This window comes from Paenibacillus naphthalenovorans (genome assembly GCF_001465255.1).
Lineage (GTDB): Bacteria > Bacillota > Bacilli > Paenibacillales > NBRC-103111 > Paenibacillus_G > Paenibacillus_G naphthalenovorans.
Map to the genome: position 1 here is coordinate 4,346,409 of NZ_CP013652.1, position 26,767 is coordinate 4,373,175.

The 26,767-nt window shown below is 51.2% G+C and carries 23 protein-coding genes; 22 read left to right on the forward strand and 1 reads right to left on the reverse strand.

From position 1 onward, the window contains the following. Positions 1–185 precede the first annotated feature (185 nt). The 22 genes from IJ22_RS21325 to IJ22_RS21430 all read left to right on the forward strand — a co-directional run bounded on the left by IJ22_RS21325 (position 186) and on the right by IJ22_RS21430 (position 25,102). Positions 186–935, forward strand: coding sequence for an ABC transporter ATP-binding protein (locus IJ22_RS21325; protein ID WP_235594189.1), 750 nt, complete (start codon positions 186–188; stop codon positions 933–935). Continuing rightward, positions 932–1,693, forward strand: a complete 762-nt coding sequence (locus IJ22_RS21330) for an ABC transporter permease (RefSeq protein ID WP_054816989.1) — start codon at positions 932–934, stop codon at positions 1,691–1,693. The genes IJ22_RS21325 and IJ22_RS21330 overlap by 4 nt, the downstream gene beginning before the upstream one ends. Beyond that, positions 1,690–2,721: an ABC transporter substrate-binding protein gene (locus IJ22_RS21335; protein WP_062410242.1), complete on the forward strand. Its 1,032-nt coding sequence runs from the start codon at positions 1,690–1,692 to the stop codon at positions 2,719–2,721. Before IJ22_RS21330 ends, IJ22_RS21335 begins: the two co-directional genes overlap by 4 nt. A 70-nt stretch (positions 2,722–2,791) precedes the next feature. Then, entirely contained in the window at positions 2,792–3,931 is a 1,140-nt protein-coding gene (locus IJ22_RS21340; RefSeq protein ID WP_062410243.1) for a LuxE/PaaK family acyltransferase, read from the forward strand. Next, the gene (locus IJ22_RS21345; RefSeq protein WP_062410244.1) at positions 3,928–5,397 is read left to right on the forward strand and encodes an acyl-CoA reductase; all 1,470 of its coding nucleotides are present in this window, start codon (positions 3,928–3,930) and stop codon (positions 5,395–5,397) included. Before IJ22_RS21340 ends, IJ22_RS21345 begins: the two co-directional genes overlap by 4 nt. A gap of 11 nt (positions 5,398–5,408) precedes the next feature. Next, positions 5,409–6,176 (forward strand): 3-oxoacyl-ACP reductase, encoded by a 768-nt coding sequence (locus IJ22_RS21350; protein WP_062410245.1) that lies wholly within the window; start codon positions 5,409–5,411, stop codon positions 6,174–6,176. A 30-nt stretch (positions 6,177–6,206) separates the two neighbouring features. After that, positions 6,207–7,016 (forward strand): hydroxyethylthiazole kinase, encoded by an 810-nt coding sequence (thiM, locus tag IJ22_RS21355; RefSeq protein WP_171006011.1) that lies wholly within the window; start codon positions 6,207–6,209, stop codon positions 7,014–7,016. A 547-nt stretch (positions 7,017–7,563) separates the two neighbouring features. Further along, a complete protein-coding gene (locus IJ22_RS21360) occupies positions 7,564–8,616 on the forward strand; it encodes a TRAP transporter substrate-binding protein (protein ID WP_054816993.1) in 1,053 nt (350 codons plus the stop codon). Positions 8,617–8,720: 104 nt separating this feature from the next. Then, positions 8,721–9,272 (forward strand): TRAP transporter small permease, encoded by a 552-nt coding sequence (locus IJ22_RS21365; RefSeq protein ID WP_054816994.1) that lies wholly within the window; start codon positions 8,721–8,723, stop codon positions 9,270–9,272. Then, positions 9,269–10,546 (forward strand): TRAP transporter large permease, encoded by a 1,278-nt coding sequence (locus IJ22_RS21370; protein WP_062410246.1) that lies wholly within the window; start codon positions 9,269–9,271, stop codon positions 10,544–10,546. Before IJ22_RS21365 ends, IJ22_RS21370 begins: the two co-directional genes overlap by 4 nt. 18 nt (positions 10,547–10,564) lie before the next feature. After that, positions 10,565–11,590, forward strand: a complete 1,026-nt coding sequence (locus IJ22_RS21375) for a C-terminal binding protein (protein WP_062410247.1) — start codon at positions 10,565–10,567, stop codon at positions 11,588–11,590. Positions 11,591–11,626: 36 nt separating this feature from the next. Continuing rightward, the gene (locus IJ22_RS21380) at positions 11,627–12,685 is read left to right on the forward strand and encodes a TRAP transporter substrate-binding protein (protein ID WP_062410248.1); all 1,059 of its coding nucleotides are present in this window, start codon (positions 11,627–11,629) and stop codon (positions 12,683–12,685) included. A gap of 288 nt (positions 12,686–12,973) precedes the next feature. Beyond that, positions 12,974–13,906, forward strand: coding sequence for a U32 family peptidase (locus IJ22_RS21385; protein ID WP_171006010.1), 933 nt, complete (start codon positions 12,974–12,976; stop codon positions 13,904–13,906). A gap of 36 nt (positions 13,907–13,942) precedes the next feature. Next, the gene (locus IJ22_RS21390) at positions 13,943–14,728 is read left to right on the forward strand and encodes an IclR family transcriptional regulator (RefSeq protein ID WP_054816995.1); all 786 of its coding nucleotides are present in this window, start codon (positions 13,943–13,945) and stop codon (positions 14,726–14,728) included. Positions 14,729–14,773: 45 nt separating this feature from the next. Continuing rightward, on the forward strand, positions 14,774–15,652 hold the full coding sequence (locus IJ22_RS21395; protein WP_054816996.1) for a fumarylacetoacetate hydrolase family protein: 879 nt from the start codon (positions 14,774–14,776) through the stop codon (positions 15,650–15,652). A 19-nt stretch (positions 15,653–15,671) separates the two neighbouring features. Then, on the forward strand, positions 15,672–15,989 hold the full coding sequence (locus tag IJ22_RS21400) for a UxaA family hydrolase (protein ID WP_062410249.1): 318 nt from the start codon (positions 15,672–15,674) through the stop codon (positions 15,987–15,989). Then, complete coding sequence (locus IJ22_RS21405; protein WP_054816998.1) at positions 15,973–17,148, forward strand: UxaA family hydrolase; 1,176 nt, start codon at positions 15,973–15,975, stop codon at positions 17,146–17,148. The genes IJ22_RS21400 and IJ22_RS21405 overlap by 17 nt, the downstream gene beginning before the upstream one ends. 29 nt (positions 17,149–17,177) lie before the next feature. Beyond that, complete coding sequence (gene gucD / locus IJ22_RS21410) at positions 17,178–18,644, forward strand: alpha-ketoglutaric semialdehyde dehydrogenase GucD (protein ID WP_062410250.1); 1,467 nt, start codon at positions 17,178–17,180, stop codon at positions 18,642–18,644. 229 nt (positions 18,645–18,873) lie between these two features. Then, the gene (gene uxaC / locus IJ22_RS21415) at positions 18,874–20,286 is read left to right on the forward strand and encodes a glucuronate isomerase (RefSeq protein ID WP_062410251.1); all 1,413 of its coding nucleotides are present in this window, start codon (positions 18,874–18,876) and stop codon (positions 20,284–20,286) included. Positions 20,287–20,387: 101 nt separating this feature from the next. Next, the gene (locus tag IJ22_RS21420) at positions 20,388–22,070 is read left to right on the forward strand and encodes a sigma 54-interacting transcriptional regulator (protein WP_235594190.1); all 1,683 of its coding nucleotides are present in this window, start codon (positions 20,388–20,390) and stop codon (positions 22,068–22,070) included. 275 nt (positions 22,071–22,345) lie between these two features. Then, positions 22,346–23,614, forward strand: a complete 1,269-nt coding sequence (locus IJ22_RS21425) for an MFS transporter (RefSeq protein ID WP_082661036.1) — start codon at positions 22,346–22,348, stop codon at positions 23,612–23,614. A gap of 72 nt (positions 23,615–23,686) precedes the next feature. Then, entirely contained in the window at positions 23,687–25,102 is a 1,416-nt protein-coding gene (locus IJ22_RS21430; RefSeq protein ID WP_062410253.1) for an Asp-tRNA(Asn)/Glu-tRNA(Gln) amidotransferase GatCAB subunit A, read from the forward strand. A 205-nt stretch (positions 25,103–25,307) separates the two neighbouring features. Here IJ22_RS21430 and IJ22_RS21435 read toward each other — a convergent pair whose 3' ends face one another. Beyond that, positions 25,308–26,687, reverse strand: a complete 1,380-nt coding sequence (locus IJ22_RS21435) for a sugar phosphate nucleotidyltransferase (RefSeq protein WP_062410254.1) — start codon at positions 26,685–26,687, stop codon at positions 25,308–25,310. Positions 26,688–26,767: the final 80 nt, after the last annotated feature.

Below are 26,767 nucleotides of genomic sequence, written 5' to 3' on the forward strand. Positions count from 1 at the left end.
ACATATAGCGTATCATGAATATAATTGGATAAAGCGTGGGGGTCCGAGGAATCGGGCTGAGAGTACGGCTAGTCCGCCGTTAACCATTTGAACCTGTTGGGTCATGCCAGCGTAGGGAGAGGTGAGAGACACACTTTGCTATGGGCAAGGTGTGTTTTTGTTAGTAGAAAGCAGGGGGGATCAAGGTGGTCTACCTGGAGTTTCAAGGCGTTAGTCACAACTATAACGGAGAGCAGCAGGTCATTCATGGCCTGCATCTGCAGGTGCAGGAAGGGGAGTTCGTTTCCCTGGTCGGCAGAAGCGGCTGCGGCAAGACGACCTTGTTAAAGATGGCGGCGGGCCTGCTCGCGCCTGACGAAGGGACGGTCCGGATCGCGGACAAGCCGGTCACGGAGCCGCAAACCCAAGTTGGCGTTGTCTTTCAAGCGCCTACTTTACTGGAGTGGCAGACGGTAAGGGATAATGTCCTGCTGCCGGTGTCTTTGGTCCGCAAGCCGACCCGAGCCGACCGGGAGGCCGCGGACGCCTTTTTGGAACGCATGGGCCTGGCTCAGCATGCCGATAAGTATCCCGCCGAGCTGTCCGGCGGTCAGCAAAGCCGTGTGGGCATTGCCCGGGCTTTGATGCGAAACCCGTCCTTGCTGCTGATGGACGAGCCTTTCGCCGCATTGGACGCTTTGACAAGGGAGTCTTTGCAGGAGGACCTTCTCCAGCTGTGCAGGAGCAGGAAGATGACGGTCCTTTTTATCACCCATGACATTACGGAAGCCGTGTATTTATCGGATCGCGTCATTGTTCTTCATGGAGGAGGCATTGCCGGGGAGTACTCCGTGCCATTACCCGATTTACGCCATTATGAGATGCGCTATGACGGCGAATTTAACCGGGTGTGTCTGGCGGTGAGACAGGCGATGGAAGGAGGGGAGCGGAAGTGATTCGGAATGCTGTCCTGCCGGTCGGGCTTTTGGTGCTGATGATCGCCGCGTGGGAGGGCTTTGTCCGCTCCAGCGGGGTCTCGGAGTTGGTACTGCCTGCCCCGTCTGTCATAGCCGATACCTTGTGGACGGGCCTGGTCACGGGATATTTTACGAAGCATATCGGCCAAACGCTGCTGGAAATTGTGCTCGGCTTGCTGCTGGGCGGCTTGTTCGGGGTTCTTTGCGGGATCGCGATGGGCGAATGGGCGTGGCTAAGACGGCTTTTATCCCCTTATATCGTGGCCAGTCAAGCGGTGCCCAAGCTGGCGCTGGCGCCGCTGTTTATGATCTGGTTCGGATTCGGGACCACCCCCAAAGTTGTCATCACGGCGCTAATTTCCTTTTTTCCTTTGCTGGAAAGCACCGTTACCGCTATTCACTACGTAGATCCGTTGAAGCGGGACTTGTTCCGGGTGCTGGGAGCCTCCCGGTGGCAGACGTTGATCCGGCTCAAGCTGCCGGCGGGATTGCCCGGTATGTTCTCAGGGCTTCGCGTCGCTGTGGTACTGGCTGTAGTCGGGGCGGTGGTCGGCGAATTTATCGGGGGAAACCAGGGCCTCGGGGCTTTGATCATCGCCTCCCAGGGGATGATGGACACGCCTCTGATGTTCGCTGTACTGCTGCTGCTCACCGTGCTCGGAATGATTTTATATCAGATCATTATTGTTCTGGAGAGGGTCAAGTTAAAACCGTATAAAAGGGAGAAAGACAAATGAAAAAATATACTATCGCAGCAATCCTGATGTTGGCGGGGAGCCTGCTGTTATCGGCATGCGGGACCCCATCGTCGAATGAAACCGGTTCGGCTCAACCGGCCGCCGGGACGCCGGCGCAAACGCAAAAGGTGATCATGGCCAGCTGGAGCAAGCCGATCACCGAACAAACGAATCTTTATTATGCGGAGGAGCAAGGCTGGTTTAAGGAAAAGGGCATTGACTTTACGTTTGTTCCGGGCGCCGGAGGCGGAGATGCGATTAAGAACATCCTGTCCAAGCAGGCCGACATTGCGTTTACAGACCCGGGTTCCTTGTACTTTGCTTTGGATAAAGGCGAGAAGCTGCGCGTCATTTATAACATTTATCCTCAAAATGTATTTAATATCGTTTCTTTAAAGGATAAGAACATCCGGGAACCTAAGGATCTCAAAGGGAAAAAAATCGGCGTATACAGTTTATCCAGCGGCACCCGCCATAACCTGCTGGTTGTTCTCCATCAGGCGGGCCTGACGGAGAAGGATGTCACGATCGTGGAAACCGGAGTATCCAATTTCGCTCCTCTGATCCAAGGGCAGGTAGACGCAACGGCAGCCACCGATACCGGTCTGGCCGATGCGATGCTGAAAGGACTCGGAGATGTGAATGTCATCAACGTGAAGGACTACCTGAATGTACCGAGCGACGTGTTCGTTGTGACCGAGGAGACCTTCCAGCAGAAGAAAGAAATGCTGAGGAGCTTTCTTGAGGTCTATAAGAAAAGCGCCGAATGGATGATTCAGAATCCTGACGCGGCGGCTGAACTGGCTTTGACGAAAGCGATCGACGGAAAAGATAAGCAGCGCAACGGAGAAATCATCAAGCTGCGCAATGAATCGACGGTATCCGAAGATACGGACAAAAACGGACTTGGATGGCTGGATGCGTCTATTCTGCAGGAAGGCGCCGACGTATATAAGAAGCTGGGTTTGATCCAAAATGACTTGAAGCTCAGCGACATCGTGACCAATGACCTGGTTCCGAAGAAGTAATCGCCGCAGATGTGAGCGGTATCGGGCTTTACAATAATGGGAGTGGTGCTATAGGGAGGGGGAATCCAAATTGAAGGCGGAATCGAGAGAAATCGTACAACATATTCTGGGGTATATCGGACGCTTTTCGGCAGGCGATGTGACGGAGGCTGAATCGGAGGCTTCGTTTCAGGAAGCGGCTTTAAAGCTGTTTCGCTATCAGTTTCAACACAATGCAGCGTACAAGAAATATTGCCAGGCCCGGCGTAAATCCCCGTTAACGGTTAGGGATTGGCGGGAGATTCCGCCGATCCCGATTCAGGCGTTTAAAGAGCTGACGCTATCCTGCGAGCCGGCGGAGGAAGCGGAAGCCGTATTCATGACCAGCGGAACGACGAATGCGGACAAGCGGGGCAAGCATTATCATCCGACCTTGGAAGTATGGGATGCATCGATGGTCCCTCCTTTCAAGCATTATGTGCTTCCGGACCGTGACCGGATCACGGTATTGGTGCTGTCTCCCGCGGCCGATTTGAACCGCAATTCGTCCCTCTCCCGTTATTTGACGAAGGCTGTGGAGCATTACGGCACATCCGGCAGCCGTTATTTTTACTCGCAGGAGAACGGTTTGGATATGGAAGGGGTTCTGGCGTCACTTCAGGAGTGTACGGCTCGTAACGAACCGGTGCTTCTGATCGGGGCTACTTTTGCTTATGTGCATTTGCTGGATTACTGTGCAGACCATTCATTTCAAGTCGAGCTTCCGCAGGGCAGCCGCCTGTTTGATACAGGCGGTCTGAAAGGGCAGTCCCGGGAGATCACGGCGGAGGAGCTGTACCGGAAGATCGAAGATCATTTCGGGCTGAATCGCGAGTCCTGTGTGAATATGTACGGGATGACGGAGCTCAGCTCGCAAATCTATGATCAAACGATACGCAGCCGCGTACTGACGGGCCGTGCCGTACATGAGAAGGCGAATCCCCCCTGGATTCGGACGCTTGTTCTTAACCCCGACACATTGGAGCCGGCTCCAGACGGGGAAACCGGTGTTCTGGCCCACTATGATCTGGGCAATTGGAACTCGGCATTCGCTGTTCTCACGGAGGACATGGGGTATAAGAACGAACGCGGGCTTGTCCTGCTGGGACGGATCAAAGGCTCGGAGGCCCGCGGGTGCTCCATAGCCATCGATCAGCTGATGAGTTCCCATAAGAAGCAGGTGAAAGCATGAACTCAAGTGAGGCGGTGACCGTAAGACCTGCGTACAAAGTCCCAAGCGGCATCCGGCCGGGTTCGTTTACGGAGCGGCTTTACGATGGTCCGCAGGGAACGCTGGTTCTTCAATACCCGGATTTGACACCGGAGTTGATGGCGGACATTACCCGGGAACTATCCGTACGGCGGAGGGAATATTTGGCCCGCTTAAGAACGGAACAGATTGTTGAGCGATTGGACCTGGCCGTTCGCCAATGGCTGGACCCGGACTATGAGCTCCGCCGGTTGGCGGAGGCTTGGCTGCCGGTGATTACGGGCTACGACGGGGAAATGATTCGGCTCGAACTCAAACGCTTCTTCCGGACCTTTCGCCGGAAGGAGCTGCTTCGCTTTCTGGACGTGGAATTCGATGCCTCGGAGGTGCTTGATGAGTTCCGGCCGATGAAAAACGGCGGAATGAGCCGGGCGTACGGGCCTGAGCTGTTATTTCACGTCTTTTCCGGCAATGTGCCCGGGCTTCCGATCTGGAGCCTGGTCATGGGAATCTTGTTGAAATCGGCGAATCTGGGCAAGACGTCCTCGGCCGAGCCGCTGATGGCTGTGCTGTTTGCGGAATCGTTGGCGGAAGTGGACCCCGCACTCGCGGACTGCCTGGCCGTGCTGCCGTGGAAGGGCGGCAATGAAGTGCTGGAGCGGCCTGTCATCGAGGCGGCTGAGGCGGTCGTCGCTTACGGCTCGCAGGAAACGGTGGAAAAGCTGCGGTCGCGAGTGCCGGGGACCAAGCGCTTTGTCAGCTACGGCCATAAGGTCAGCTTCGCGATGATCGGGCAGGAGGCGCTGACCCCAGACCGCTATCGCGAAATCGCCCGGAGGCTGGCGGAGGACGCATCGATCTATGATCAGCAGGGCTGCCTGGCTCCGCACAGTGTATTCGTCGAAGAAGGCGGTGCGGTATCGCCGCGGCAGTTCGGGCAGCTGCTCGCCTCCGAGATGGAACGCTATCACGAGAAGAAGCCCCGGGCCGTGCTGTCGGACGAGGAATCGATGGCTATTCACGCGGTGAGACAGCGGTTTGAAATGATGAGTTTGCGGGGAGAACCCGCAGCGGTCTATACGAGTCGGACCGGAACGGATTGGACCGTCATTTATCACGGGCGGCCCGGCTTCGAGGCTTCCCCATTGAACCGGACGATTCATGTGTTTGCGTGCGAGTCCCTGGAGTCGGCCGCCGAACAGATCCGGCCTTACCGGGAGGTTTTGCAGACGGTGGGCCTCGCTGTCGGTCCGGACCGGTTAGAAGCGGTGGCAGGGCTGCTTGGCATGTACGGCGCCACCCGCATCTGCGCGGTCGGGGAGATGTCGCGGACGCCCTCGGGCTGGCACCATGACGGACGCTTGAATCTGCTCGATTTGGTCCGCTGGGTTGATTTGGAGAGAAGCGTGGAGCAGGATGCCGAACGGTATGATCCCGATGTGGAGTAGGGGGGATAGGAATGGACTTTGCGGGAAAAACGGTTTTGGTCACAGGCGCAAGCCGGGGCATCGGCGCAAGTATTGCCAAGGCGTTCGGTGCTCTGGGCGCTTTGGTTATCGTCAACTATAAAAGCAATGAAAAGTCGGCCTCGGAAGTGGCGGAGCACATCCGGCAGACGGGAGGAGAGGCCGTGGCGCTGCAGGCCGATGTCACGGACGGGGCGGCGGTGCAGCGGATGGTCTCCGAAGCGGTGGAGGCTTTCGGCGGAATCGACATCGTTGTCAATAATGCGCTCAGCCATTACAGCTTCAACCCGAAGCAGCGCGCAACGGCATGGAATATCGAATGGGACGACTATCAAAGACAACTGGACGGCAGCCTCGGCGGGGCGTTTCATGTTTGCAAGGCGGTGATTCCCCACATGAAGGAACGAAACGGCGGCCGGATCGTGAATATGGTCACCAATCTGATTGATTTTCCGGTTGTCCCGTATCATGATTACACAACGGCCAAATCGGCCCTGCTTGGTTACAGCCGCAATCTGGCTGCAGAGCTTGGAGCTTTCGGAATTACGGTCAACTGTGTGGCGCCCGGACTGACGTACCCCACCGACTCAAGCCGGGAGACGAAGGAAGATGTCAAGAATGCGATCATCCGTCTGACGCCGATGGGACGGTTGGCTTCTCCGAATGATATTACAGGAGCCGTTTTGTTTTTTTCCTCGGAGTGGGCGGCCTTTATCACAGGACAATGCTTAAGGGTAGACGGCGGATTGACGATGCATTGATCAAAATGAGGAACGAGTAAGGAGGTTCATATGGTGGACATTCAACAAGCGGTCGCTGTGTTGGAAAAGGTACGGGAAAAGAGCCCGTTGGTACACAATATTACCAATATCGTTGTGACGAACTTCACCGCCAACGGGCTGCTCGCCTTAGGCGCTTCTCCCGTCATGGCTTATGCCAGGGAAGAAGTGGCGGATATGGCCAAAATAGCCGGGGCGCTGGTATTGAATATGGGCACGCCGAATGAAGAGGTTGTTCATGCGATGCAGGTTGCCGGCCAATCGGCGAATGAGCACCGGGTACCTGTGGTATTCGATCCGGTAGGAGCGGGAGCCACCCCTTATCGAACGGCAACGGCACGCCGAATCATGAAGGACATCAAGGTCTCAATTCTTAGGGGGAACGCCGCCGAAGTGGCCAATGTCATTGGGGAAGCGCGGAGCATCAAGGGCGTCGATGCCCTGGAGGCGGGAGGCGATGCAGCGGAGCTTGCCCGTCAAGCGGCCCGGACGCTGGGGGTCGTCGTGGTCGTTACCGGGAAGGACGATATGGTAAGTGACGGAAAGATCGTCTATAAAGTCAGCAACGGTACCCCTTTGCTTACCAGGGTCACCGGGACGGGCTGTTTGCTAACCTCGGTGATCGGCGCATTCGCGGCCGTCGAAAAGGATCTGACATTGGCCGCGGCAGCCGCCCTGGCTTATTACGGAGTGGCCGCAGAGAAGGCTGTCGAGGTGTCCGGAGCCGATCGCCCGGGCACTTTTCAGACCGAATTTCTAAATCAGCTGCACCTGACGGATGGGGCCGCGCTGCGTGAACATGCGGCGATTCACGTAGAGTAGGTGCCGTACGTGACCAAGGAAACCGAGAATGCCAAATCCTGTCCGCTTTGCGGTATTTGCAAAGCCTGTCTTGATGCATTGAAGGGAAAATGACAGGCGAATAATTGGATATATCGTATGGCACAGGCCCTGCCGGTTGTCGGATGGTTTACCGCGGTTTGAAGTCATTCATCCGTGATCCGGCACTAGCGGGGCCGCTGCATAAAAAAATATTTTTAGTCATTGACAAAAGCTGCAAGTGTGTTATATAGTTCATTTAAAGCGTTTTCAAATCATTTATATAAAACTATGTTTTATAATATAAAACAAATTGCGGCAAAATCTCTTGACGATGAGCAGCACTATCCCGTGAAGCCTTTGTATTTTGACTTGATATCTTGGGACTCACGCATGTCTCTATATAAACAGGAAATAAAACATAGTTTTATAATATAAAACTAACATAACAAATTTAACCGCTTTCATCCCGGTTATTTGCTGGAAATCAAACTAACCCGATTTCCAGAAATAATAAATGATCCAACTTTGTAAAAGGGGAGTGTCATTTATGAGCGTAAAAAGAGGGTTTAAAATGACAGCTGTTCTGCTTCTGGCCGCTTCCGTTGTGCTTGCCGGCTGCGGCAGTTCCAATCAGGGTACCGGTTCCGGCACGGGAGCATCAGGGGGCTCGGGTCAGGCAGCGAAAACGATCAAAGTTGCGAATTACTTTGCCCCCGAGCATCCGCAGAACGTTGCACTTCGCGAGAAATTTAAGCCGCTGGTCGAGACCAATTCGAATGGCACACTCAAGGTTGAAATTTATGACAACAACAAGCTTGGCGCCGAGAAGGAATTTTACAACGGAGTTCGCAGCGGAACGATCGAGATGGGAATTCCGGGGCTGATTATGCAGTCCGATATCGAGAAAATGCAGGTTGGCGAATGGCCGTTTTTGTTTGAAAATTTCGCCCATGCCAAGAAAGTGTTTGACGGTCCGATCGGACAAGAGATGGCGGAAGATATGGAAAGCAAGCACGGCGTGAAAGTGCTCGCCTGGAGCGCTAACGGGTTCCGGATGTTCTCCAGCACCAAGCCGCTTAACAGCATTGAGGATTTCAAAGGCTTCCGTCTCCGTATGCCGAACATTCCGAACTATATCGCACTGGGCCAAGCTTTGAAAGCCAACGTATCGCCGCTGCCGATATCGGAGGTGTTTACCGCACTTGAGCAAAAGGTTGTGGACGGTCAGGATAATCCGATCGCTACCTTACGCGCATCCGGCTGGTACGAAGTTCAAAAGTATGTTTTGGAATCCAACCACATGTTCAGTCCTAATATGTATATCATCAACAAGAAATTCTGGGATGCACTGACGCCTGAACAGCAGAAGGTCATCCAGGATGCATCCAAAGTAGCGGCGGACCATGAGTGGAAGCTGCTTGAAGACAGCTTTGAGGAGGATAAGAAATTCCTGCAGGAAAAGGGCTTGCAGTTCATTACGCCGGATGACAGCTTCAAGAAGGCGATGCAGGATGCCGCAGCTCCATTGTACGAGGAATTCTACAAGAAATACCCGTGGGGTAAGGACATGGTAGAAAAGATTAAGGCGGCAGCGCAGTAACGCTGGTAAGAAGTAAGCGCAAACAGGCCCGGACCGACCATCTGGCGACTTGGAATGCCCCGACAACACGTTTTCTCGATTACAACAGAGGAGGGAGTATCCGCGTGAAAAATGTAGGAAAAGTGGTTGAAAATCTGTTTAACGGTTTCATTGCTTTGGCGCTATCGCTCATGGCTATCCTGGTTTTTGGAAATGTCGTGCTGCGCTATTTGTTTAACTCCGGCATTACATGGTCCGAGGAAATGGCCCGATTTTTATTCATATGGCTTGTGCTTCTCGGCGCAGTTATTGCATTCAAGGAAAATTCCCATCTGGGTGTCGATATGCTGGTCAAAAGATTATCGAAGCCGCTGAAAAAGATAGTATTCATCATCAGTAATGTGATTTTGCTGGCCGTTATCTACCTGGTGGTCGAAGGGAGCTGGAAAATTACGCTGCTTAACGCCGGCAGTACGGCACCGGCGACAGGCTTGCCGCTAACGTTGATTTACGGAACGGGTATTATCATGGGTATAGGTATGGGGCTGATCATCATTTTTAAGCTGTACCGTGTGCTATTCGCTAATGAGGATGTCAATAAATACATGCAAATCCACGAATCTGAGGAAATCATTACGCATGTGAACACCTCTGGAAATAAGGAGGTCCCAAGATGATCGTTACCGTATTTCTCGGATCTCTGCTGGGCGCTATGGCGCTTGGCATCCCGATCGCCTTTTCGCTGCTCGTCAGCGGGATGGTGCTAATGTATACGATGGATATTTTCGACAGTCAGATTATGGCCCAGAACCTGATTGACGGCGCCGACAATTTCCCGCTGCTCGCGATTCCGTTCTTTATCCTGGCGGGGGAGCTGATGAATGCGGGAGGTATTTCCAAGCGCATCATTAACTTCGCTATGGCTCTCGTCGGTCATATCAAAGGCGGCCTCGGTTACGTTGCGATTATCGGAAGCGTCATGTTCGCAGGACTATCCGGTTCCGCTGTAGCCGATACGGCTGCACTCGGAGCGATTTTAATTCCAATGATGGTGGCGGCAGGGTATAACAAAAACCGGTCCGCCGGGTTGATCGCCGCCGGCGGGATCATTGCGCCGACCATTCCGCCAAGCATCCCTATGATCATTTTTGGCGTGACCAGCGGTGTTTCGATTACCAAATTGTTTATGGCCGGTATTGTTCCCGGTTTATTGCTTGGCGTCGGTTTGACCATTGCCTGGTATTTGATCGTACGCAAAGATAACTACAAAGTATTCCCGAAAAAATCCGCGAAGGAAATTTTGAAGGCCTCGGTCCAAGCGATATGGGCGCTTATTTTGCCGGTCATTATTATCGTCGGTTTGCGCGGTGGAGCCTTTACACCGACGGAAGCCGCCGTCGTTGCCGCCTTTTATGCGCTGTTCGTCGGTCTCGTCGTCTATCGCGAGCTGAAGCTGAAGGATTTGTACCAGGTTTTGGTGGCGGCAGGCAAAACGACCAGCGTCGTGATGTTCCTGGCTGCTGCTGCGCTGGTTTCCTCCTGGCTGATTACCGTAGCCAATATTCCCAACGAGCTGACGAACATGCTTAGCCCGTTAATGGATAATCAATTGCTTTTATTGATGATGATTAATCTTGTCGTTTTCCTGGTTGGAACGGCGATGGATTTGACGCCTACGATTTTGATCCTGACGCCGGTGCTTATGCCGATTATCGATGCTGCAGGAATCGATCCGGTGCTTTTCGGACTTTTGTTTGTCCTCAACTGCTCCATTGGATTGCTTACTCCGCCGGTAGGAACCGTACTGAACGTAGCGGCCGGGGTCGGAAAGCTCAGTATGGAAGATATTATGAGGGGCGTTTGGCCATTCTTACTGGTTGAAGTGATTATTCTGCTTCTTCTCACCCTGTTCCCGCAAATTGTACTTGTACCGCTTGATTGGTTTACTTGATAGAGGAGGACACAAGAGATGAAAAAATGGAAAGTTGTCGTTACCGATTGGGAATACGCAGATCTGCGGTTTGAGGAAAACGTGCTGCTTCGCCACGACTCCATCAAATTGGTTTCCGCCCAATGCAAAACCGAGGAAGACGTGATCGAAGCATGCCGTGACGCCGATGCGCTCATCAACCAATACGCGCCGATCGGCCGCAAGGTGATCGAGGCGCTCGAGAAATGCAAGGTGATCACCCGCTACGGAGTCGGCGTGAACACGATTGATCTCGATGCGGCTACGGAAAAAGGAATTTGCGTTGCCAACGTGCCGGATTACTGTATGGATGAAGTGGCCGACCATGCGCTGGCGCTGCTTCTGAGCTGGACCCGAAAAATCACGCTGGCCAACCATCATGTGAAAAACGGCAAATGGGATTTCAAAGTCACACAGCCGATTTATCGTCTTCGCGGAAGAACGATCGGTTTAGTCGGCTTCGGCAAAATCCCTCAGATGCTGGCGGAAAAAGTAAAGCCGCTCGGCTTGAAGGTCCTGGCTTATGATCCTTATTTTCCGAAGCATTTGGCTGAAGAGAAGGGGGTTGCGCTGGTCGAGCTGGATGAGCTGTGCGCCCAATCCGATTTTATCTCCGTGCATGCCCCGCTTATGGAAGCCACGCGCGGGATGATCGGGGAGCAGCAATTTGCCCGGATGAAGAAGGATGCCATTATTATTAATACTTCCCGCGGACCGGTCATTCACGAGAAAGCGCTGGTCGACGCCCTGACCAAAGGGCAGATTGCCGGAGCAGCGCTGGATGTGGTGGAAGAAGAGCCGATTCCTAAGGATCATCCGCTTCTCTCGATGGATAACGTCATCCTTACGCCTCATGCGGCATGGTATTCCGAAGAAGCGGCGGCGGAGATGCGCTCCAAAGCGGCTATGGGCGTAGTCGACGTATTGATTGCCGGCGAATATCCGAAGTACCTGGTGAACCAAAAGGTGAAAGAGCGGGTAGAGCTGAAGCCTTCCCGGCCGGAGCAGCGCTACCAGAGCCTTTAACCCGATAAACAAAAAATAAGAATGGGGGAATCAAACATGAATTGGTTCAAAAAAGCGATGATCGGCATTACACTGCCCAGCCTGCTTGTCGTTAGCGCCTGCGGCGGCGGGGGATCGGCGACCCAGGAAGCGGGCGGTCAGGCGGGGGGAGCGCCGGCCAAACAAACGCGTACCCTCAAAGCGGGAATCGGTTTGAATGAGGATCATCCGCAGGGCCAAGGGCTTAAGAAATTTGCCGAGCTGGTGGAACAGAAGAGCGGTGGCAGCATGAAGGTGCAGACTTACTTTGCAGCTCAACTGGGCGATGATTTAAAAATGACGAATGCGTTAAAATCCGGAACGCAGGAGATCACCATTCCATCCACTTCACCGCTCACCTCGATGGTGAAAGAATTCGGCGTGTTTGACTATCCGTTCGTGTTTAATAACGAGCAAGAAGCGGATGCCGTGCTTGATGGACCCGTAGGGAAAAAATTACTCGATATGCTGCCGCAGCAGGGACTTATCGGATTAACTTATTGGGAGAACGGGTTCCGCAATTTGACCAACAGCAAGAGACCGGTTGCTGCGCCGGAGGATTTTCAGGGACTGAAGATCCGTACCCTTCAAAGTAAAGTGCATATAGAAGCATTTAGTGCTCTAGGGGCAAATCCGACACCGATGCCGTTCTCCGAAGTATTCAGCGCATTGGAGGGGAAAACCGTCGACGGCCAGGAAAATCCGCTGCCGACGATCGAATCCAACAAGTTCTATGAAGTGCAGAAATACTTGAGCTTGACGAATCACGTCTATACGCCGTTTGTATTTCTGGTCAGCAAGAAGTTCTGGGACGGTCTGACACCGGATGAACAAAAGATTTTGCAAGAAGCATCCATAGAAGCGGGTAAATTCCAACGTGAAAAGAACCGGGAGCAAAATAAGCAATCGCTGGAAAACCTGAAGTCTAAGGGCATAGAAGTAAATGAGGTGAAACCGGAAGACCGGGAGAAGATGCAGGAAATCGTCAAGCCTGTCCTCGATAAATTTTCCAAAGACTTAGGTGAAGCTTTGGTCAAAGAAATGTACGATGAAGTGAATAAAGTGCGCGGGAAATAAGACGCAACCCAAGTGATGATTCTTCTTAAGCAGCCGCCTTACTTGGATAACGGCTGAAACGGAAGAGGCACCAATTAATTCAAGGATGGACATGGTCAAGGTGGGGGGAGCTGGAACAACGGTCTCCCCATCTGTATTGCTTCCCGAAACCAGGGACAACAACGGAAGGAATGGTTATGGGATCGGAACCGTCTTCCATGAATGCAGCGCCGTTAAGCCACAGGCCGGGATCCATGGAAAGATGGTTTGGATAAGAACATGAATACGTTTATAAAGGGGATGCGACTCTTGCAAAAAACTCGTGATGTCATTGAACAGCTTGGGTTCCCGCGTGGTGACCTTCATGATCTGCCGTCCTCCACAAAGACATTTCCGGATGGCGCCCAATACCGGATTGAAATTCCCAGCGTGGAAGGGCCAGCTTCCTTTGAGGCGGTTATCGAAGCCTGCAAGCAATATGATGTGTTGATTCATCGCGTGTCTCAAGGCAGCGGCATCATGCTGCTGACGGATGACGAACTGAAGCAAATGGCGGAAATCGGCAAGCGCGAAAACTTGGAGGTCAGCTTGTTTGTAGGACCTCGCGGTACGTGGGATACCACTGCAATGCCTTGGGCGAGTGCCGGCAAGGTCATCGGTCTTCGCGTGGAAAGCATGGATCAGCTCGTTTATTCGATCGAGGATATCAAGCGTGCGTGCGATGCGGGCATTCGCGGCATTCTCGTAGCGGATGAAGGGCTGCTTTGGCTTGTCAATGAGTTCAAAAAGAAGGGCGAGCTGCCGGAAGATTTGGTCGTGAAAATTTCCGTGCAAATGGCGCAGGCGAACCCGGTTTCCATTAAACTGATCGAAAGCATAGGGGCGGATACCTACAACGTACCGACCGATCTTACCCTGGCCCGCCTTGCTGCGATTCGTCAGGCCGTTGATATTCCGATTGATATTTATGTTGAAGTTCCGGACGATATCGGCGGATTTATCCGGCATTACGAAATTCCGGAAATCATCCGTGTGGCTGCTCCCGTCTATATTAAGTTCGGATTGCGCAACTCGCCTAACATTTATCCTTCCGGCACCCATTTGGAGCAAACCTCGATTGCGCTGTGCAAAGAGCGCGTGAGACGCGCAAAAATCGGAACGGATATGATCAAACGGTACAGTCCCGAATTGCGAACATCGGAAAAAGGCGCCGCCGGCTTGGGTGTCCCTGTGAAGAAGTAAACAAATGAAAGGTTTCCGTAAAAAGGGTGAATAAACATGCCGATGATTCAAGCTGTAGAACGGGCACTTTTGATTTTGGATTTGTTCGATGAGTATGATACCGAGTTGAAAATCACTGAAATCAGCGACCGCATGGTTCTGCACAAGAGTACCGTTCATTCTCTCTTAAAAACGCTTCAGGTTCATCGCTATATTGAACAAAACCCCGAGAACGGAAAATACCGTTTGGGCATGAAGCTGCTCGAGAGAGGGACCATCGTCATGCATAATCTCGATATTCGGAACGTTGTAAGAAAGCACCTGATCCACTTATCGAACATCACGGGCCAGACGACGAATTTGGTCATTCTGGACGGCAAAGAGGGCGTGTACATCGATAAAGTCGAAGGTTCGAAGGCGATCATCCGTTATTCGCGTATCGGCAAACGAATTCCAATCCACTGCAGTGCGGTTGGCAAGGTGCTCGTCGCCTATAAAGAGCCGAAGGAGTTAAAGCAATTACTGAAAGGTTATGTTTACAGGCAGCATACCGCGAAAACCATTATGAGCGAATCTTATTTTATGCAAGAGCTTGAAAAGGTACGTGGACAGGGCTACTCCGTAGACAATGAAGAAAATGAGCCGGGAGTGCGCTGCATTGCCGTTCCGGTAAGGGATCATTCGGGGCAGGTGATCGCTGCGATCAGTATGTCAACGCTCGTTGCACGCGTGAGCGATGCGGAGTTGATGGAGCACGTACAATCCCTGCAGCAGGCTGCGGAGGAAATTTCAGAACAGATGGGATTCGGCATTCCTTCATTTCATGGCAAGGAAGTGCTCTAGGGATATGAAGGAGTTCACTATATACCAACTTGGGAGGCATATTTCATGCGTATAATTCGATTTTTAAATGAGTCTGATGTACCTACGGTTGCTGCTTTAACGGATGAGAATCAAGTGTTTGCGCTGCCGTATCAAGGTTTTATAGAGCTGGTGGATGCCGCTAATGCACAGGGAACGACCCCGCTGAAGCTCGTTTTGCGTGAGATCGAAAACGGCAGCCCGCTGCCAACGGCGTTCGAGAACCTTCGTCTGCTGGTGCCGATTGAAGCCCCTGAAGTATGGGCATCCGGCGTCACCTATGCCCGGAGCAAGGAAGCGAGAAATTATGAGGCTACCGGCGGCAAGCTGGATTCAACGACGTTCTACGATAAAGTATACGATGCGGAGCGTCCGGAAATTTTCTTCAAATCGACTGCCGCAAGGACCGTGGGGCCCAATGACGATGTTTACCTGCGCAGCGATTCGAACTGGCAAATTCCGGAGACCGAGCTCGGCCTTGTCATTGACAGCAAAGGTACGATTCTCGGCTATACCGTCGGTAACGATATGAGCTGCCGTGACATCGAAGGGGAGAATCCGCTCTATCTTCCGCAGGCGAAGCTTTGGAAAAGATCGTGCTCCATCGGACCGTCGATCCGTTTGGCGGAAACGGTGGAGGATCCGTACAAGTTCGAAATTGCCTGCCGGATTTACCGTAACAATGAGAAGGTTGTAGATGGTACGGCAAGCACCGGGCAGTTAAAGAGAAAGCTCGAAGAGCTGGTTTCCTTCCTGATCAGAGATAATGAAATCTTTGACGGCACTATCCTTCTTACCGGAACCTGCATCGTCCCCCCCAATGAGTTCACGTTGCAGGATGGCGACCGCATTGAGAATGAAATCTCCGGTATCGGTGTACTGACGAACTTCGTAAAACGCCCATAAGCGGAGTGGAGGGATCGGAATGGAGCCGACACAGGCCAAATACAAGGTCATTATGATGAAGCCGCAGGACAACGTCGCTGTCGCTTTGGAGAATGTACCGGCTGGAGCGCTTCTTCAGGTCACATGTCAGGATAAGACCTTTGAAGTCGAGCTCAGGCAGGCGATCGAGTTCGGCCACAAATTCGCCGTCTTACCGATCAGCTCGGGTCAGGATATCCTCAAATACGGCGAGGTCATCGGCGTTGCCGTCAAAGATATTCAAGCCGGCGAGCATGTGCATGTGCATAACCTGGAAGGCAAACGAGGAAGAGGTGATAAGCTTGGCCAATCAACCTGAACCGACATTTTGGGGATACCGTCGTCCGGACGGACGTGTAGGCGTACGCAACCATGTGCTGATATTACCTACCATTACTTGCGCCACTCAAGCGGCGAAGCAAATTACGGAGCTTGTGCAGGGCACGGTATCCTTCATTCATCAGCATGGCTGCGCCCAGGTCGGCGTCGATTATGAACAAACCTTCCGAACCTACGTGGGCATGGGGACCAATCCTAACGTTTACGGCGTTGTCGTACTTGGACTGGGCTGCGAAACGCATCAAGCGCGCAGCGTTGCCGGTGAAATTGCCAAGAGCGGCAAGCCTGTCGAGCTTGTATCGATCCAGGACCACGGAGGCACCCTGTCTGCCATCGCCCAGGGCGCAAAAATCGCGGCACAAATGGTGCAGGACGCCTCTGAGCTCATGCGCGAGCCGTTTCCGTTCAGCGAGCTTATCGTCGGTACCGAATGCGGCGGCTCAGATGCCTGTTCCGGCTTATCCGCGAACCCGGCGGTCGGATTCGTCAGCGACCGGATTGTCGATTGCGGAGGCACTTCGATTCTGGCGGAAACGACGGAACTGATCGGCGCCGAGCATTTGCTTGCGAATCGTGCCGTTGACGACAAAGTGGCGAAGCGGGTCTATGAAGTCATTCAGGCCATGGAAAACCGCGCCTTTACGATGGGCGTGGATATCCGTACCGGCAATCCGAGTCCGGGCAATATCCGCGGAGGGCTGAGCTCTCTTGAGGAAAAATCGCTCGGAGCGGCGAATAAAGCAGGAACCCGGCCGCTTCAGGAGCTGATCGATTATGCCGAGCGGCCGACCCGCAAGGGACTGGTTTGGATGGATACGCCAGGCCATGATATCGAGCAGTTAACAGGAATGGTCGCCGGCGGAGCGCAAATCGTGCTGTTTACTACAGGAAGAGGGACGCCAACAGGTTCTCCGATCGCACCAACGATCAAAATATCCACGAACTCGGCGATCTTCAATAAAATGCGCGAGAATATCGATATTAACGCAGGGACGATTATTGAAGGCACGGAAACGATCGACTCGGTCGGCCAGCGGATTATGGATCAAATTGCCAAGGTGTGCTCCGGAAAGCTGACCAAAGCGGAAATATTAAAGCAGCATGATTTCGGGATCTGGCGCATCGGACCTACATTCTAAATTTGTTATTCGGAAGGAGTAAATAGACCATGACCGTACAAACAGAAGCCAAAACCTATTTGAACTATATCGATGGAGAGTGGGTTGCCGCCTCCACGGGCAAGACGGACGCGAGCATTAACCCCGCGAACAAGCATGAAATTGTCGGCTACATTCAAAAATCCGGCAAAGAAGACCTGGATCGTGCCGTAGCTGCTGCGAAAAAGGCCTTCGCGCAGTGGAGAAAGCTGTCCGGCCCGGCGCGCGGAGAGTACCTGTATAAGATGGCGAATGCTTTGGAAAGACGCCTCGATGAAGTAGCGGAAACCATGACAAGGGAAATGGGCAAGACGTTCCCGGAAGCCAAGGGCGAAACCGCCCGCGGTATAGCGATTTTGCGTTATTATGCCGGTGAGGGCATGCGTAAGAACGGTGACGTTATCCCGTCTACGGATGCGGAAGCTTTGATGTTCACTACACGCGTTCCGCTTGGAGTTGTAGGCGTCATCACGCCTTGGAACTTCCCTGTGGCCATCCCGATTTGGAAAATGGCGCCGGCGCTCGTATATGGAAATACCGTAGTGCTCAAGCCGGCCCAGGAAACGGCTGTCACTGCGGCGAAAGTGATCGAGTGCATGGCGGAAGCAGGACTGCCCGCAGGTGTCTTGAATCTGGTTACAGGCAACGGTTCCGTTATCGGTCAGGGCATTATCGATCACCCCGATATTAACGGCATTACCTTCACCGGTTCCGACAACGTGGGTAAATTGGTCGGACAGGGTGCGCTTGCACGCGGTGCCAAATATCAGCTGGAGATGGGCGGTAAAAACCCGGTCATCGTGGCGGCGGATGCGGATTTGGATCTTGCGGTGGATGCGACCGTCAGCGGAGGTCTTCGCTCTACCGGTCAAAAATGTACGGCCACCAGCCGTGTTATCGTTCAAAGCGCCGTATATGAGGAATTCAAACAAAAGCTTCTGGCCAAAGTGAAGGAAATCAAAGTCGGTCACGGGCTGCAAAGCGATACATGGATGGGCCCTTGCGCCAGCCAAAGCCAATTGGATACCGTTCTTTCTTATATTCAAAAAGGAAAGGAAGAAGGGGCCACTCTTCTTTACGGCGGCAGCCGACCTGAAGGAGAAGGCTTGGAGCATGGCTTCTATGTACAGCCAACGGTATTTGAGAACGTCAAGACTAACATGACCATCGCGCAGGAAGAAATTTTCGGACCTGTGCTTGCTTTGATCAAGGTAGATACCATTGAGGAAGCGATAGAGATCGCCAATGACGTGAAGTTCGGTCTCAGCGCGTCCATCTTTACCCGCGATATCGCGAACATGCTCAATTTCATCAAGGATATCGATGCGGGCCTCGTCCGTATCAATGCGGAAAGCGCGGGCGTAGAACTGCAGGCTCCGTTCGGCGGAATGAAACAATCGAGCTCCCATTCCCGTGAACAGGGTCAAGCGGCAATCGAATTTTTCACTTCCATCAAAACGGTATTTGTTAAACCATAAAAAGCTCTCATAGGTACAGCAATAGAGGACCGGGTTTGCGATTGAAAAGCGAATCCGGTCCTCTTTTTCTCATAGGTAAAGCCGTTTAGCTAAAGTCATTTGCAGCCCGAAGAGAAATCTCCCGAAAAAATGTTAACGTGAACAATTTTGTATTGTAATTGCGTGATAAAAGAAGTACTATTAAAGCACACGTGAACATTAATCTAAAAAGGGCAGAGGTGGAATGTTTATGAAAACATTTTTGGATGAAAATTTCTTGTTAAACAACGAAACGGCAGTCCATTTATACAATCATTATGCAAAAGAAATGCCGATTATCGACTATCACTGCCATTTGAGCCCTCAGGAAATATATGAGAACAAAACGTTTAAAAATATAACGGAAGTATGGTTGAACGGAGATCACTACAAATGGAGAGTCATGAGAGCTAACGGTATAGAGGAGAAGTATATTACCGGCGATGCTAGCGACTATGATAAATTCCTGGCGTGGGCCAAAACCGTACCGATGACGATTGGAAATCCGCTTTTCCAATGGTCCCATCTGGAGCTCCGGCGCTTTTTCGGCATCCATGACTTGATTAATGAAAAGAATGCGCCGTTGATTTGGGAGAAGGTAAACGCTCTGCTCCAAGGGGAAGGCTTCGGCGCAAGAGATCTGATTACCAAGTCCAATGTCAAAGTGGTTTGCACGACGGACGACCCAACCGATTCCTTGGAATATCATATCAAACTGAAGGAAGAGAACGATTTTGACGTGGCCGTACTGCCTGCTTTCCGGCCGGATAAGGGGCTGGAAATCAACCGGGCTACGTTTGTGCCTTGGATTGAGAAGCTTGGGCAAGTAACCGGACAGCCGATTTCCAGCTACGATCAATTTTTGGCAGCTCTCGATGCAAGGGCCAGATTTTTCCACAGCGTGGGCTGTACGGTTTCCGACCATGCGTTGGACTATGTAGCTTATGCCGAGACGACCAAAGAAGAAGCGGCAGAGATTTTTGCTTATGCCTTGCAGGGAAGAGCGGTTAGCTTAGAGGAAGAAAAAAAGTTTAAGACATATACATTGATTTTCTTGGGCAAAATTTATGCAGAGCTGGGCTGGGCCACTCAGTTCCACATTAATGCATCAAGAAACAACAACTCGCGGATGTTTGAGAAGCTGGGCCCGGACACAGGCTTCGATTCCATCAACGACAGCGCACTTGCTTATCCGTTAGGAAAATTGCTCGATGCTTTGGACAAAGAAAACGCCCTGCATAAAACGATCTTGTACTCTTTGAACCCTAAGGACAATTATGTGCTGGCCACGGTAATGGGAGCCTTCCAGAACGGCGGGATTCCAGGGAAAATGCAGCTGGGCTCCGCCTGGTGGTTCAACGATACGAAGGACGGCATGCTCGAGCAGATGAAAACGTTGGCTAACGTCGGACTGCTGAGCCGTTTTGTCGGGATGCTTACCGACTCCAGAAGCTTCTTGTCCTATACAAGGCATGAATACTTTAGACGATTGGTTTGCAACCTGATTGGCGAATGGGTTGAGAATGGAGAGGTTCCGAATGATATGGAGCTTCTGGGCAGTATTGTTCAAGGCATTTCCTATAATAATGCCAAGGACTATTTTAACTTCAAGATCAAGGCATAAATGGAAATATCCTGTTGAACAGGCCAACTCTCGCGGGTGGCCTGTTTCTTTGCATGGGATGAATATAACGAGGGATTGCCGTGTTTAGGGGGGAAGTTCTTGTGAAAGGTTTGGAGCAAGAAGCTTTAGATCTGCTGCCGTTTGGCATGATGTTTATGGATCGGGACAAGCGGATTGTACTTATGAATCGTTATGCCGCCGATCGCTTTTCACTTAAGTCTGACAAGGATATATTTTTGCAGGATGTACTCCAGGATTTGAGCATGGAGCCTTCCGATCCAAAAAGAAGTATGCAATTTAAGCTGGGGGATGAAGCGTTTGCCGCTCAGCGTTTTCCCTTTTTTCTACAGGGTCAAGGGGAAGGAGAAGTATTGGTTTTTCAGCGGGCGTCCGAGTTACAGGAGATCGTCGAGGAGCTGGATTTTTATAAAAATCTGAATTTCGATTTAAAGGCGATTTTTGATATTTCTTATGATGTGATTTATGTATCTGATGGCCAGGGGATTACCCTTAGGGTTAGTTCCGCGTGCGAAACGTTATGGGGCTACAAGGAAGAAGAACTGGTGGGAAAAAGCGTATATGAGTTAGAAAGAGAGGGAGTGTATTACCCTTCCATTACCCGTCTCGTTCTGGAAAAGCAGGAAAAGGTATCGATGATTCAAACGACCAAGACAGGCCGCCGCTTGAAGGTAGTCGGCACCCCGATTAAAGATGATGAGGGACGTATTATTCGTGTTGTCAATGCCTCCAGGGATATTACGGAGATTAGTCAGCTTCAAGCCGAGATTGAATTGCTTAAGCAATTAACGGAAAGCTACCGGAAAGAAATTATGGACCTGCGCTCCAAGAAGGAATTTGAGAAGGAAATGATCTACCGGAGCGAACAGATGAGAAAAGTGGTTTCTTTCTCGCAAAAGGTAGCCAAGGTGGATTCAAGCGTACTGCTGTTAGGTGAATCGGGAATCGGCAAAGAAGTGCTGGCTTCTTATATCCATAAATGGAGTCACCGTCATGAAGGACCGTTCATTACCGTTCATTGCGGGGCCATTCCGCCGCTGTTACTGGAGACCGAATTGTTTGGTGACGAGAGTGCGGCGGAAGTGAAACTAGGCTGCTTGGAAATGGCACATGAAGGAACCTTATTTTTGAATGAAGTGGATGAAATTCCACCGGCTCTGCAAGTGAAATTGCTTCGAGCCATCCAGGAAAAAAGGATTACGCGGATGGGAGGGAGCACTTCCGTTGAGATTAATGTAAGAATCATTTCCGCTACGGCACAGGACATCGAGCAGAAGGTACAGTCCGGACAATTCCGAAAAGATCTGTATTACCAGTTGAATGTTGTTCCCATTGCGATTCCTCCGCTGCGCGAGCGGAAAGAGGACGTTATTCCCTTAATCCTTTATTTCACAGACCAGTTAAACCGAAAATACGGGCTGAAGAAGAAATTTAATCCGCTCGTTTTAAAAAAAATGCAGGAATACGCTTGGCCGGGAAATGTCCGCGAACTGCAAAATATGACCGAAAGACTGTTTGTCACAACGGAGGACGAATGGATTCATGAGGAGCATTTGCCTGACCATGTGAACGTCAATGTCAAAGAACATAAAGGTATCCAGATTCATCAGATTATGCCCTTAAAGGATGCTGTTGAATTATTGGAAAAAGAATTGCTGCAATTGGCTCAAAAGCGGTATCATTCGACCACGAGAATCGCTGAAGTGTTAGGAGTAAATCAATCTACGGTAAGCAGAAAGTTAAGTCGGTGGAAGGGAAAGCAATGAATTATGCATCTTTGCATATATGGTTATGCATTAATGCATAAAAAAGAAGGAAGCGATGGATATGGCTAAATATCCTGAATTTATAAGCTTTCTACTAAAATGACTATGCGATGCTGCATAGTTATTTGTTTTTCAACCTATTGTTTAACTCCAAGAGCCTTGTTATAAATGAAAGGTAAAGCGACACTGGGCTTACGTCGAAAGCGTTTGCAGACCAATGTTGTTTAATAAGACAAGGAGTGAGAGGATTGAAGTACCGGTATTTGATTTTTAGCATGATCGTATTTATGACGGTTATTAACTACATTGACCGTGGAGCGATTTCGTACGCCCAAGCCGCGATTATCGCAGAATTCGGTCTTAATCCAAAGTCATGGGGTGAAATCCTGGGTTACTTTGGCTACGGTTACATGATCGGGGCGCTGTTCGGCGGGATGCTGGCCGATAAGAAGGGGCCGAAGTTTGTTTGGATTGCGGCGGGGCTGGCTTGGTCTGTTTTTGAGATTGGGACCGCTTATGCCGGTTATATCGGAATGACCCTTTTAGGCGGTTCCGCCATTGCCGGCTTTGCTCTGTTTCGGGTGTTGTTCGGTCTGTCCGAGGGGCCGCTTTTTTCTACCATCAATCGCACGATGGCCAACTGGGCCGCTCCCAAAGAAAGAGGATTTGCCGCTTCGCTCGGATTGCTCGGCTCGCCGCTGGGGGCTTTGCTGACAGCCCCGGTAGCTGTCGGATTGCTTTCCATTATGGACTGGAAAAAGATGTTCCTCGTTTTGGGTATCATCGGAATCATTTGGGTCGTGATTTGGATGAAGATGTTTACCGACAATCCGGAGGATCATCCGAAAGTATCCAAGGAGGAGTTGGCTGAAATCCGGTCCACCGACGGTTTGTTGAAAACCGAGCAGGTCGTAAATCAAGGACCGAAGGTACATGTCCCATGGTATCATTTCTTTAAAAGTCCGACGTTGGTCATGAACGCCATCGGATATTTCGCCTTCCAATACGTCAATTTCTTGATTTTGACCTGGACACCTAAGTATTTGCAGGACACCTTTGATTTTAAATTATCTTCTTTGTGGTATTTAGGGATGATCCCTTGGATCGGCGCCTGCGTCACCGTATTGCTCGGGGGGAAAATTTCCGACGCTCTTCGCCGGAAAACAGGCAGCTTGCGCATCGCCCGTTCCGGTTTGGCGGTTGTTTCCCTTCTTCTTACGGCGATCTGCTTTATGATGATTCCGACTGTAAACAGTGTAGGGGCCGTGCTTGCTCTGATGGCCATCGGGAATGCGTTTAACTTTTTGCCTAATTCCGTGTATTGGACCGTTATTATCGATACGGAACCTACCCGAGCGGGGACCTTTGGAGGAGTTACTCACTTTATCACGAATATAGCTACTATTGTCGCTCCTACGTTAACAGGTGTACTGGTTGCGTCAAGCGGGTATACGGCTATGTTTGTAGCGGCAGCCGTTGCAGCAGGAATAGGGATGGTGGCCATGATCTTTGTGAAACCCGGCAAAAGGGAAAAAACAGCTTAATCGACGAATATTTCACATTCCAAGGCAGCCCCCGACTAGGGGGTGCCAATCCAAGGTGAGAGGAGATTCCAAATGTCCGATTCTAATCTGTTAAAGCTCGATATCGCGACGCTTTCGAAGAAGCTTCGCAGCAAGGAAATATCTCCGAAAGACATTGTCACCCCATTGCTAAAAAGGATAGATGCCCTCAATCCGGTGCTCAATGCTTTCATTACGGTAACGGCGGAGGAGGCGCTTGTACAGGCCGAACAAGCCGAGGCCGAAATCGCGGCAGGTCAATACAGAGGACCGCTGCACGGAATTCCCGTCGGATTAAAGGATCTGATTTATACCAAAGGCATAAAAACCACCATGGGCTCCGCGATTTACAAAGATTTTATACCCGATGCGGATGCCAGTGTGGTCCGGAAGCTAAAGCAGGCCGGTGCCATTGTGATCGGAAAACTCAACACGCATGAATTTGCCTATGGACCTACGGGCGATATTTCTTATTTTGGCCCGGTGCGCAACCCCTATGATACGTCCAAAATGACCGGAGGGTCCAGCAGCGGCGCCGGTGCGGCCGTCGCTTCAGCACTCTGCTTCGGAGCTTTAGGAACCGATACCGGGGGCTCTATCCGGATTCCTTCTTCGGCATGCGGGATTGTCGGAATGAAGCCTACCTTTGGGAGAGTAAGCAAACACGGAGTATATCCGTTGGCCTACACGCTGGACCATATCGGACCGATGACACGGACCGTTCAGGATAATGCGGAGCTGCTAGGCATCTTGGCCGGTTACGATCCTGAGGACCCGTTTTCGGTGGAGCGAGCGGGAGAAGATTTTACCCGTTATATCGGGGAACCGATTCGAGGCAAGGTGATCGGTATTCCATCGACCTTCTATTACGACCTGATTGATGATGAAATCCGCGCCAAAATAGACGACGCCATCAATCTGTTGAGAACCCTGGGCGCAGAAATCCGAACGGTGGATATTCCGGTTCTTTCCGAAGTGTCATGGGCACAGCTGAAAACGATACAAAGCGAAGCTTATGCGGTTCACGAAGAGCACTTCAATTCTTCCGCGGAAAAATATCATCCGGAAGTGTTGGAACGGCTGCAGGTAAGCGCAGAAGCCAAGGGGTATGAATACGTGAAGGCTCAGGACATTCGCCGTCGCGCTCAGGAGTCCTTTCGTCATGTTTTCGAGGATGTGGATGTGCTGGTTACGCCAACCCTCCCCATCCTGCCTCCGAATATCGGACAGAAGGAAATCCGGATCAACGGACAGGACGAGCCGGTTCGTGCCTCCCTTCTCCGCTTAACAGGACCAACCAATTTGACGGGACTGCCCAGCCTTTCGGTTCCATGCGGTTTTTCAAAGACGGGCTTACCGATCGGGATGCAGTTCATCGGAAGGCCTTTCGATGAGGCGTCATTATATCAATTCGCTGCCGCTTTTGAAAAGGAAGCCGCCATCCCTGCATTACGATGGGAAATTAAATAAGCAGCCCGGGGGGATGCATTCATAAGGGCAGAGTAAGGTAAGCATGCCACTGAAAAAGCTTTGCAAGGCGGAGAATTTGTAGAAGTACGGCTAAACCAATGGAGAAGGGACCGCCCCGATGTCTATTTTAGACGGAGGAGCGGTCCCTTTGCTGTCTTTGATGATGTCCATTCCCTTTCGCTTAAAAGATTGTAGGGCCGGAAGGCTATGCGGGAGGTTCCCCCTTGTTGCCATACTCGATGGCCTTCTCCCAGGTTACTGCAACACGTGTGATATCTTCTTCATTAAGATCATTACCTATCTGTACTTCAATGAATACGAGCGGCGTAATGGCCTTCACTGTATGTTTGGCCCCGCAGGGGATTTGAATCACGTCGCCGGTTTGAATGGTGGAGAGTCGGCCCTCCAAAATCAGCTCACCGGATCCGGAAATGACGGTCCATACTTCTCTTCTTTTTTGGTGAGAATGATAGCTCATATTTTTGCCTGCATGCATCTCGATCTTTTTAATCAGAGTTTCCGTTTCCTTTTCTGTTTTCGAGTAGTCCAATACCCGACAGGTTCCCCATCTTCTTTCATCATACATAGGCCGTCGCAGGATGCTATTGACTTGCTGCTTGATTCGATTGGCGTTGGTTTTACTGGCGACAAGAATACCATCGGCGCTTGCGGCTACAATAATATCGGATACATCGATCACATGAACGGGAAAGGAGAGCTCATTGACCAGTTGGGTATTCACAGAGTCATCTGACACCTGGCCTAAACCGACGACGCTGCTGCCAAGATGATTCGCTAATGTATCCCAGCTGCCCAAATCGTTCCAGGTCCCGCCGTAGGGGATCACTACCGTATGACCGGTTTTTTCCACAACTTCATGATCAAAGCTAAGCTCGGGCAATTGTTCATACCGATCAAGCCATTCCTCATATTCAACGGGCAGACCTCGGCTGCTTAAGTAAGAAAGCATAAACCGTAGGGAAAAGGCGAAAACACCGCAGTTCCATAGAGCGTTCTTTTGAATCAGGAAGCTTGCATGGTTTGCATCCGGTTTCTCCACGAATTGGGCAACGGGATAGTATTCCGCCTTGTTTTGGATCTTCGGCACAATGTATCCATATTGACTGGAGGCGTGAGTAGGGGTGGTTCCAAGAAGGGCGAGATCTGCTTGGGATTGGCTGAGGATATGCGGCATCTGATGAAAAATATGGAAAAAGGACTCCTCAACGAATAAATCAACAGGAATAATACAGACGGTTTCATCTGCATCGGCATGCACTTTGGAATGAAAATAAGCTGCGGCTAAAGCGACTGCCGTGAAAGTTCCTCTTTTGTGAGGTTCGCTAATGATAGGAACGCGGTCGCCAATATGATTTATGGTAATTTCAATTTGGCTTTGATGAGTAACGATCGATGTGTATGGAAGCAATCCGGCTGACTCCAATTGTCTGCAAATCCTTTGGATCATGGATTCCTTGACCCCGTCTGGAGATTCCAGCAGCTTAAGAAATATCTTCGATCGGATTTCATTGGAGAGCGGCCAGAGTCTTTTCCCGGAACCACCGGATAGCAAAACAATTCGCAAGACTATTCCTCCTTACAGGAAGCCTTTAGGATCTTCGTTGTTTTTTGAACAATAAAAAAAGTATACATTGTTTTCAGCGG

What these genes read in the sequence shown, in the direction of transcription:
- IJ22_RS21335 (WP_062410242.1), top strand. Translation starts at nt 1,690, where the DNA reads ATGAAAAAATATACTATCGCAGCAATCCTGATGTTGGCGGGGAGCCTG.
- IJ22_RS21345 (WP_062410244.1), top strand. Translation starts at nt 3,928, where the DNA reads ATGAACTCAAGTGAGGCGGTGACCGTAAGACCTGCGTACAAAGTCCCA.
- IJ22_RS21350 (WP_062410245.1), top strand. Translation starts at nt 5,409, where the DNA reads ATGGACTTTGCGGGAAAAACGGTTTTGGTCACAGGCGCAAGCCGGGGC.
- thiM (WP_171006011.1), top strand. Translation starts at nt 6,207, where the DNA reads ATGGTGGACATTCAACAAGCGGTCGCTGTGTTGGAAAAGGTACGGGAA.
- IJ22_RS21360 (WP_054816993.1), top strand. Translation starts at nt 7,564, where the DNA reads ATGAGCGTAAAAAGAGGGTTTAAAATGACAGCTGTTCTGCTTCTGGCC.
- IJ22_RS21370 (WP_062410246.1), top strand. Translation starts at nt 9,269, where the DNA reads ATGATCGTTACCGTATTTCTCGGATCTCTGCTGGGCGCTATGGCGCTT.
- IJ22_RS21375 (WP_062410247.1), top strand. Translation starts at nt 10,565, where the DNA reads ATGAAAAAATGGAAAGTTGTCGTTACCGATTGGGAATACGCAGATCTG.
- IJ22_RS21380 (WP_062410248.1), top strand. Translation starts at nt 11,627, where the DNA reads ATGAATTGGTTCAAAAAAGCGATGATCGGCATTACACTGCCCAGCCTG.
- IJ22_RS21390 (WP_054816995.1), top strand. Translation starts at nt 13,943, where the DNA reads ATGCCGATGATTCAAGCTGTAGAACGGGCACTTTTGATTTTGGATTTG.
- IJ22_RS21395 (WP_054816996.1), top strand. Translation starts at nt 14,774, where the DNA reads ATGCGTATAATTCGATTTTTAAATGAGTCTGATGTACCTACGGTTGCT.
- IJ22_RS21400 (WP_062410249.1), top strand. Translation starts at nt 15,672, where the DNA reads ATGGAGCCGACACAGGCCAAATACAAGGTCATTATGATGAAGCCGCAG.
- gucD (WP_062410250.1), top strand. Translation starts at nt 17,178, where the DNA reads ATGACCGTACAAACAGAAGCCAAAACCTATTTGAACTATATCGATGGA.
- uxaC (WP_062410251.1), top strand. Translation starts at nt 18,874, where the DNA reads ATGAAAACATTTTTGGATGAAAATTTCTTGTTAAACAACGAAACGGCA.
- IJ22_RS21425 (WP_082661036.1), top strand. Translation starts at nt 22,346, where the DNA reads ATGATCGTATTTATGACGGTTATTAACTACATTGACCGTGGAGCGATT.
- IJ22_RS21430 (WP_062410253.1), top strand. Translation starts at nt 23,687, where the DNA reads ATGTCCGATTCTAATCTGTTAAAGCTCGATATCGCGACGCTTTCGAAG.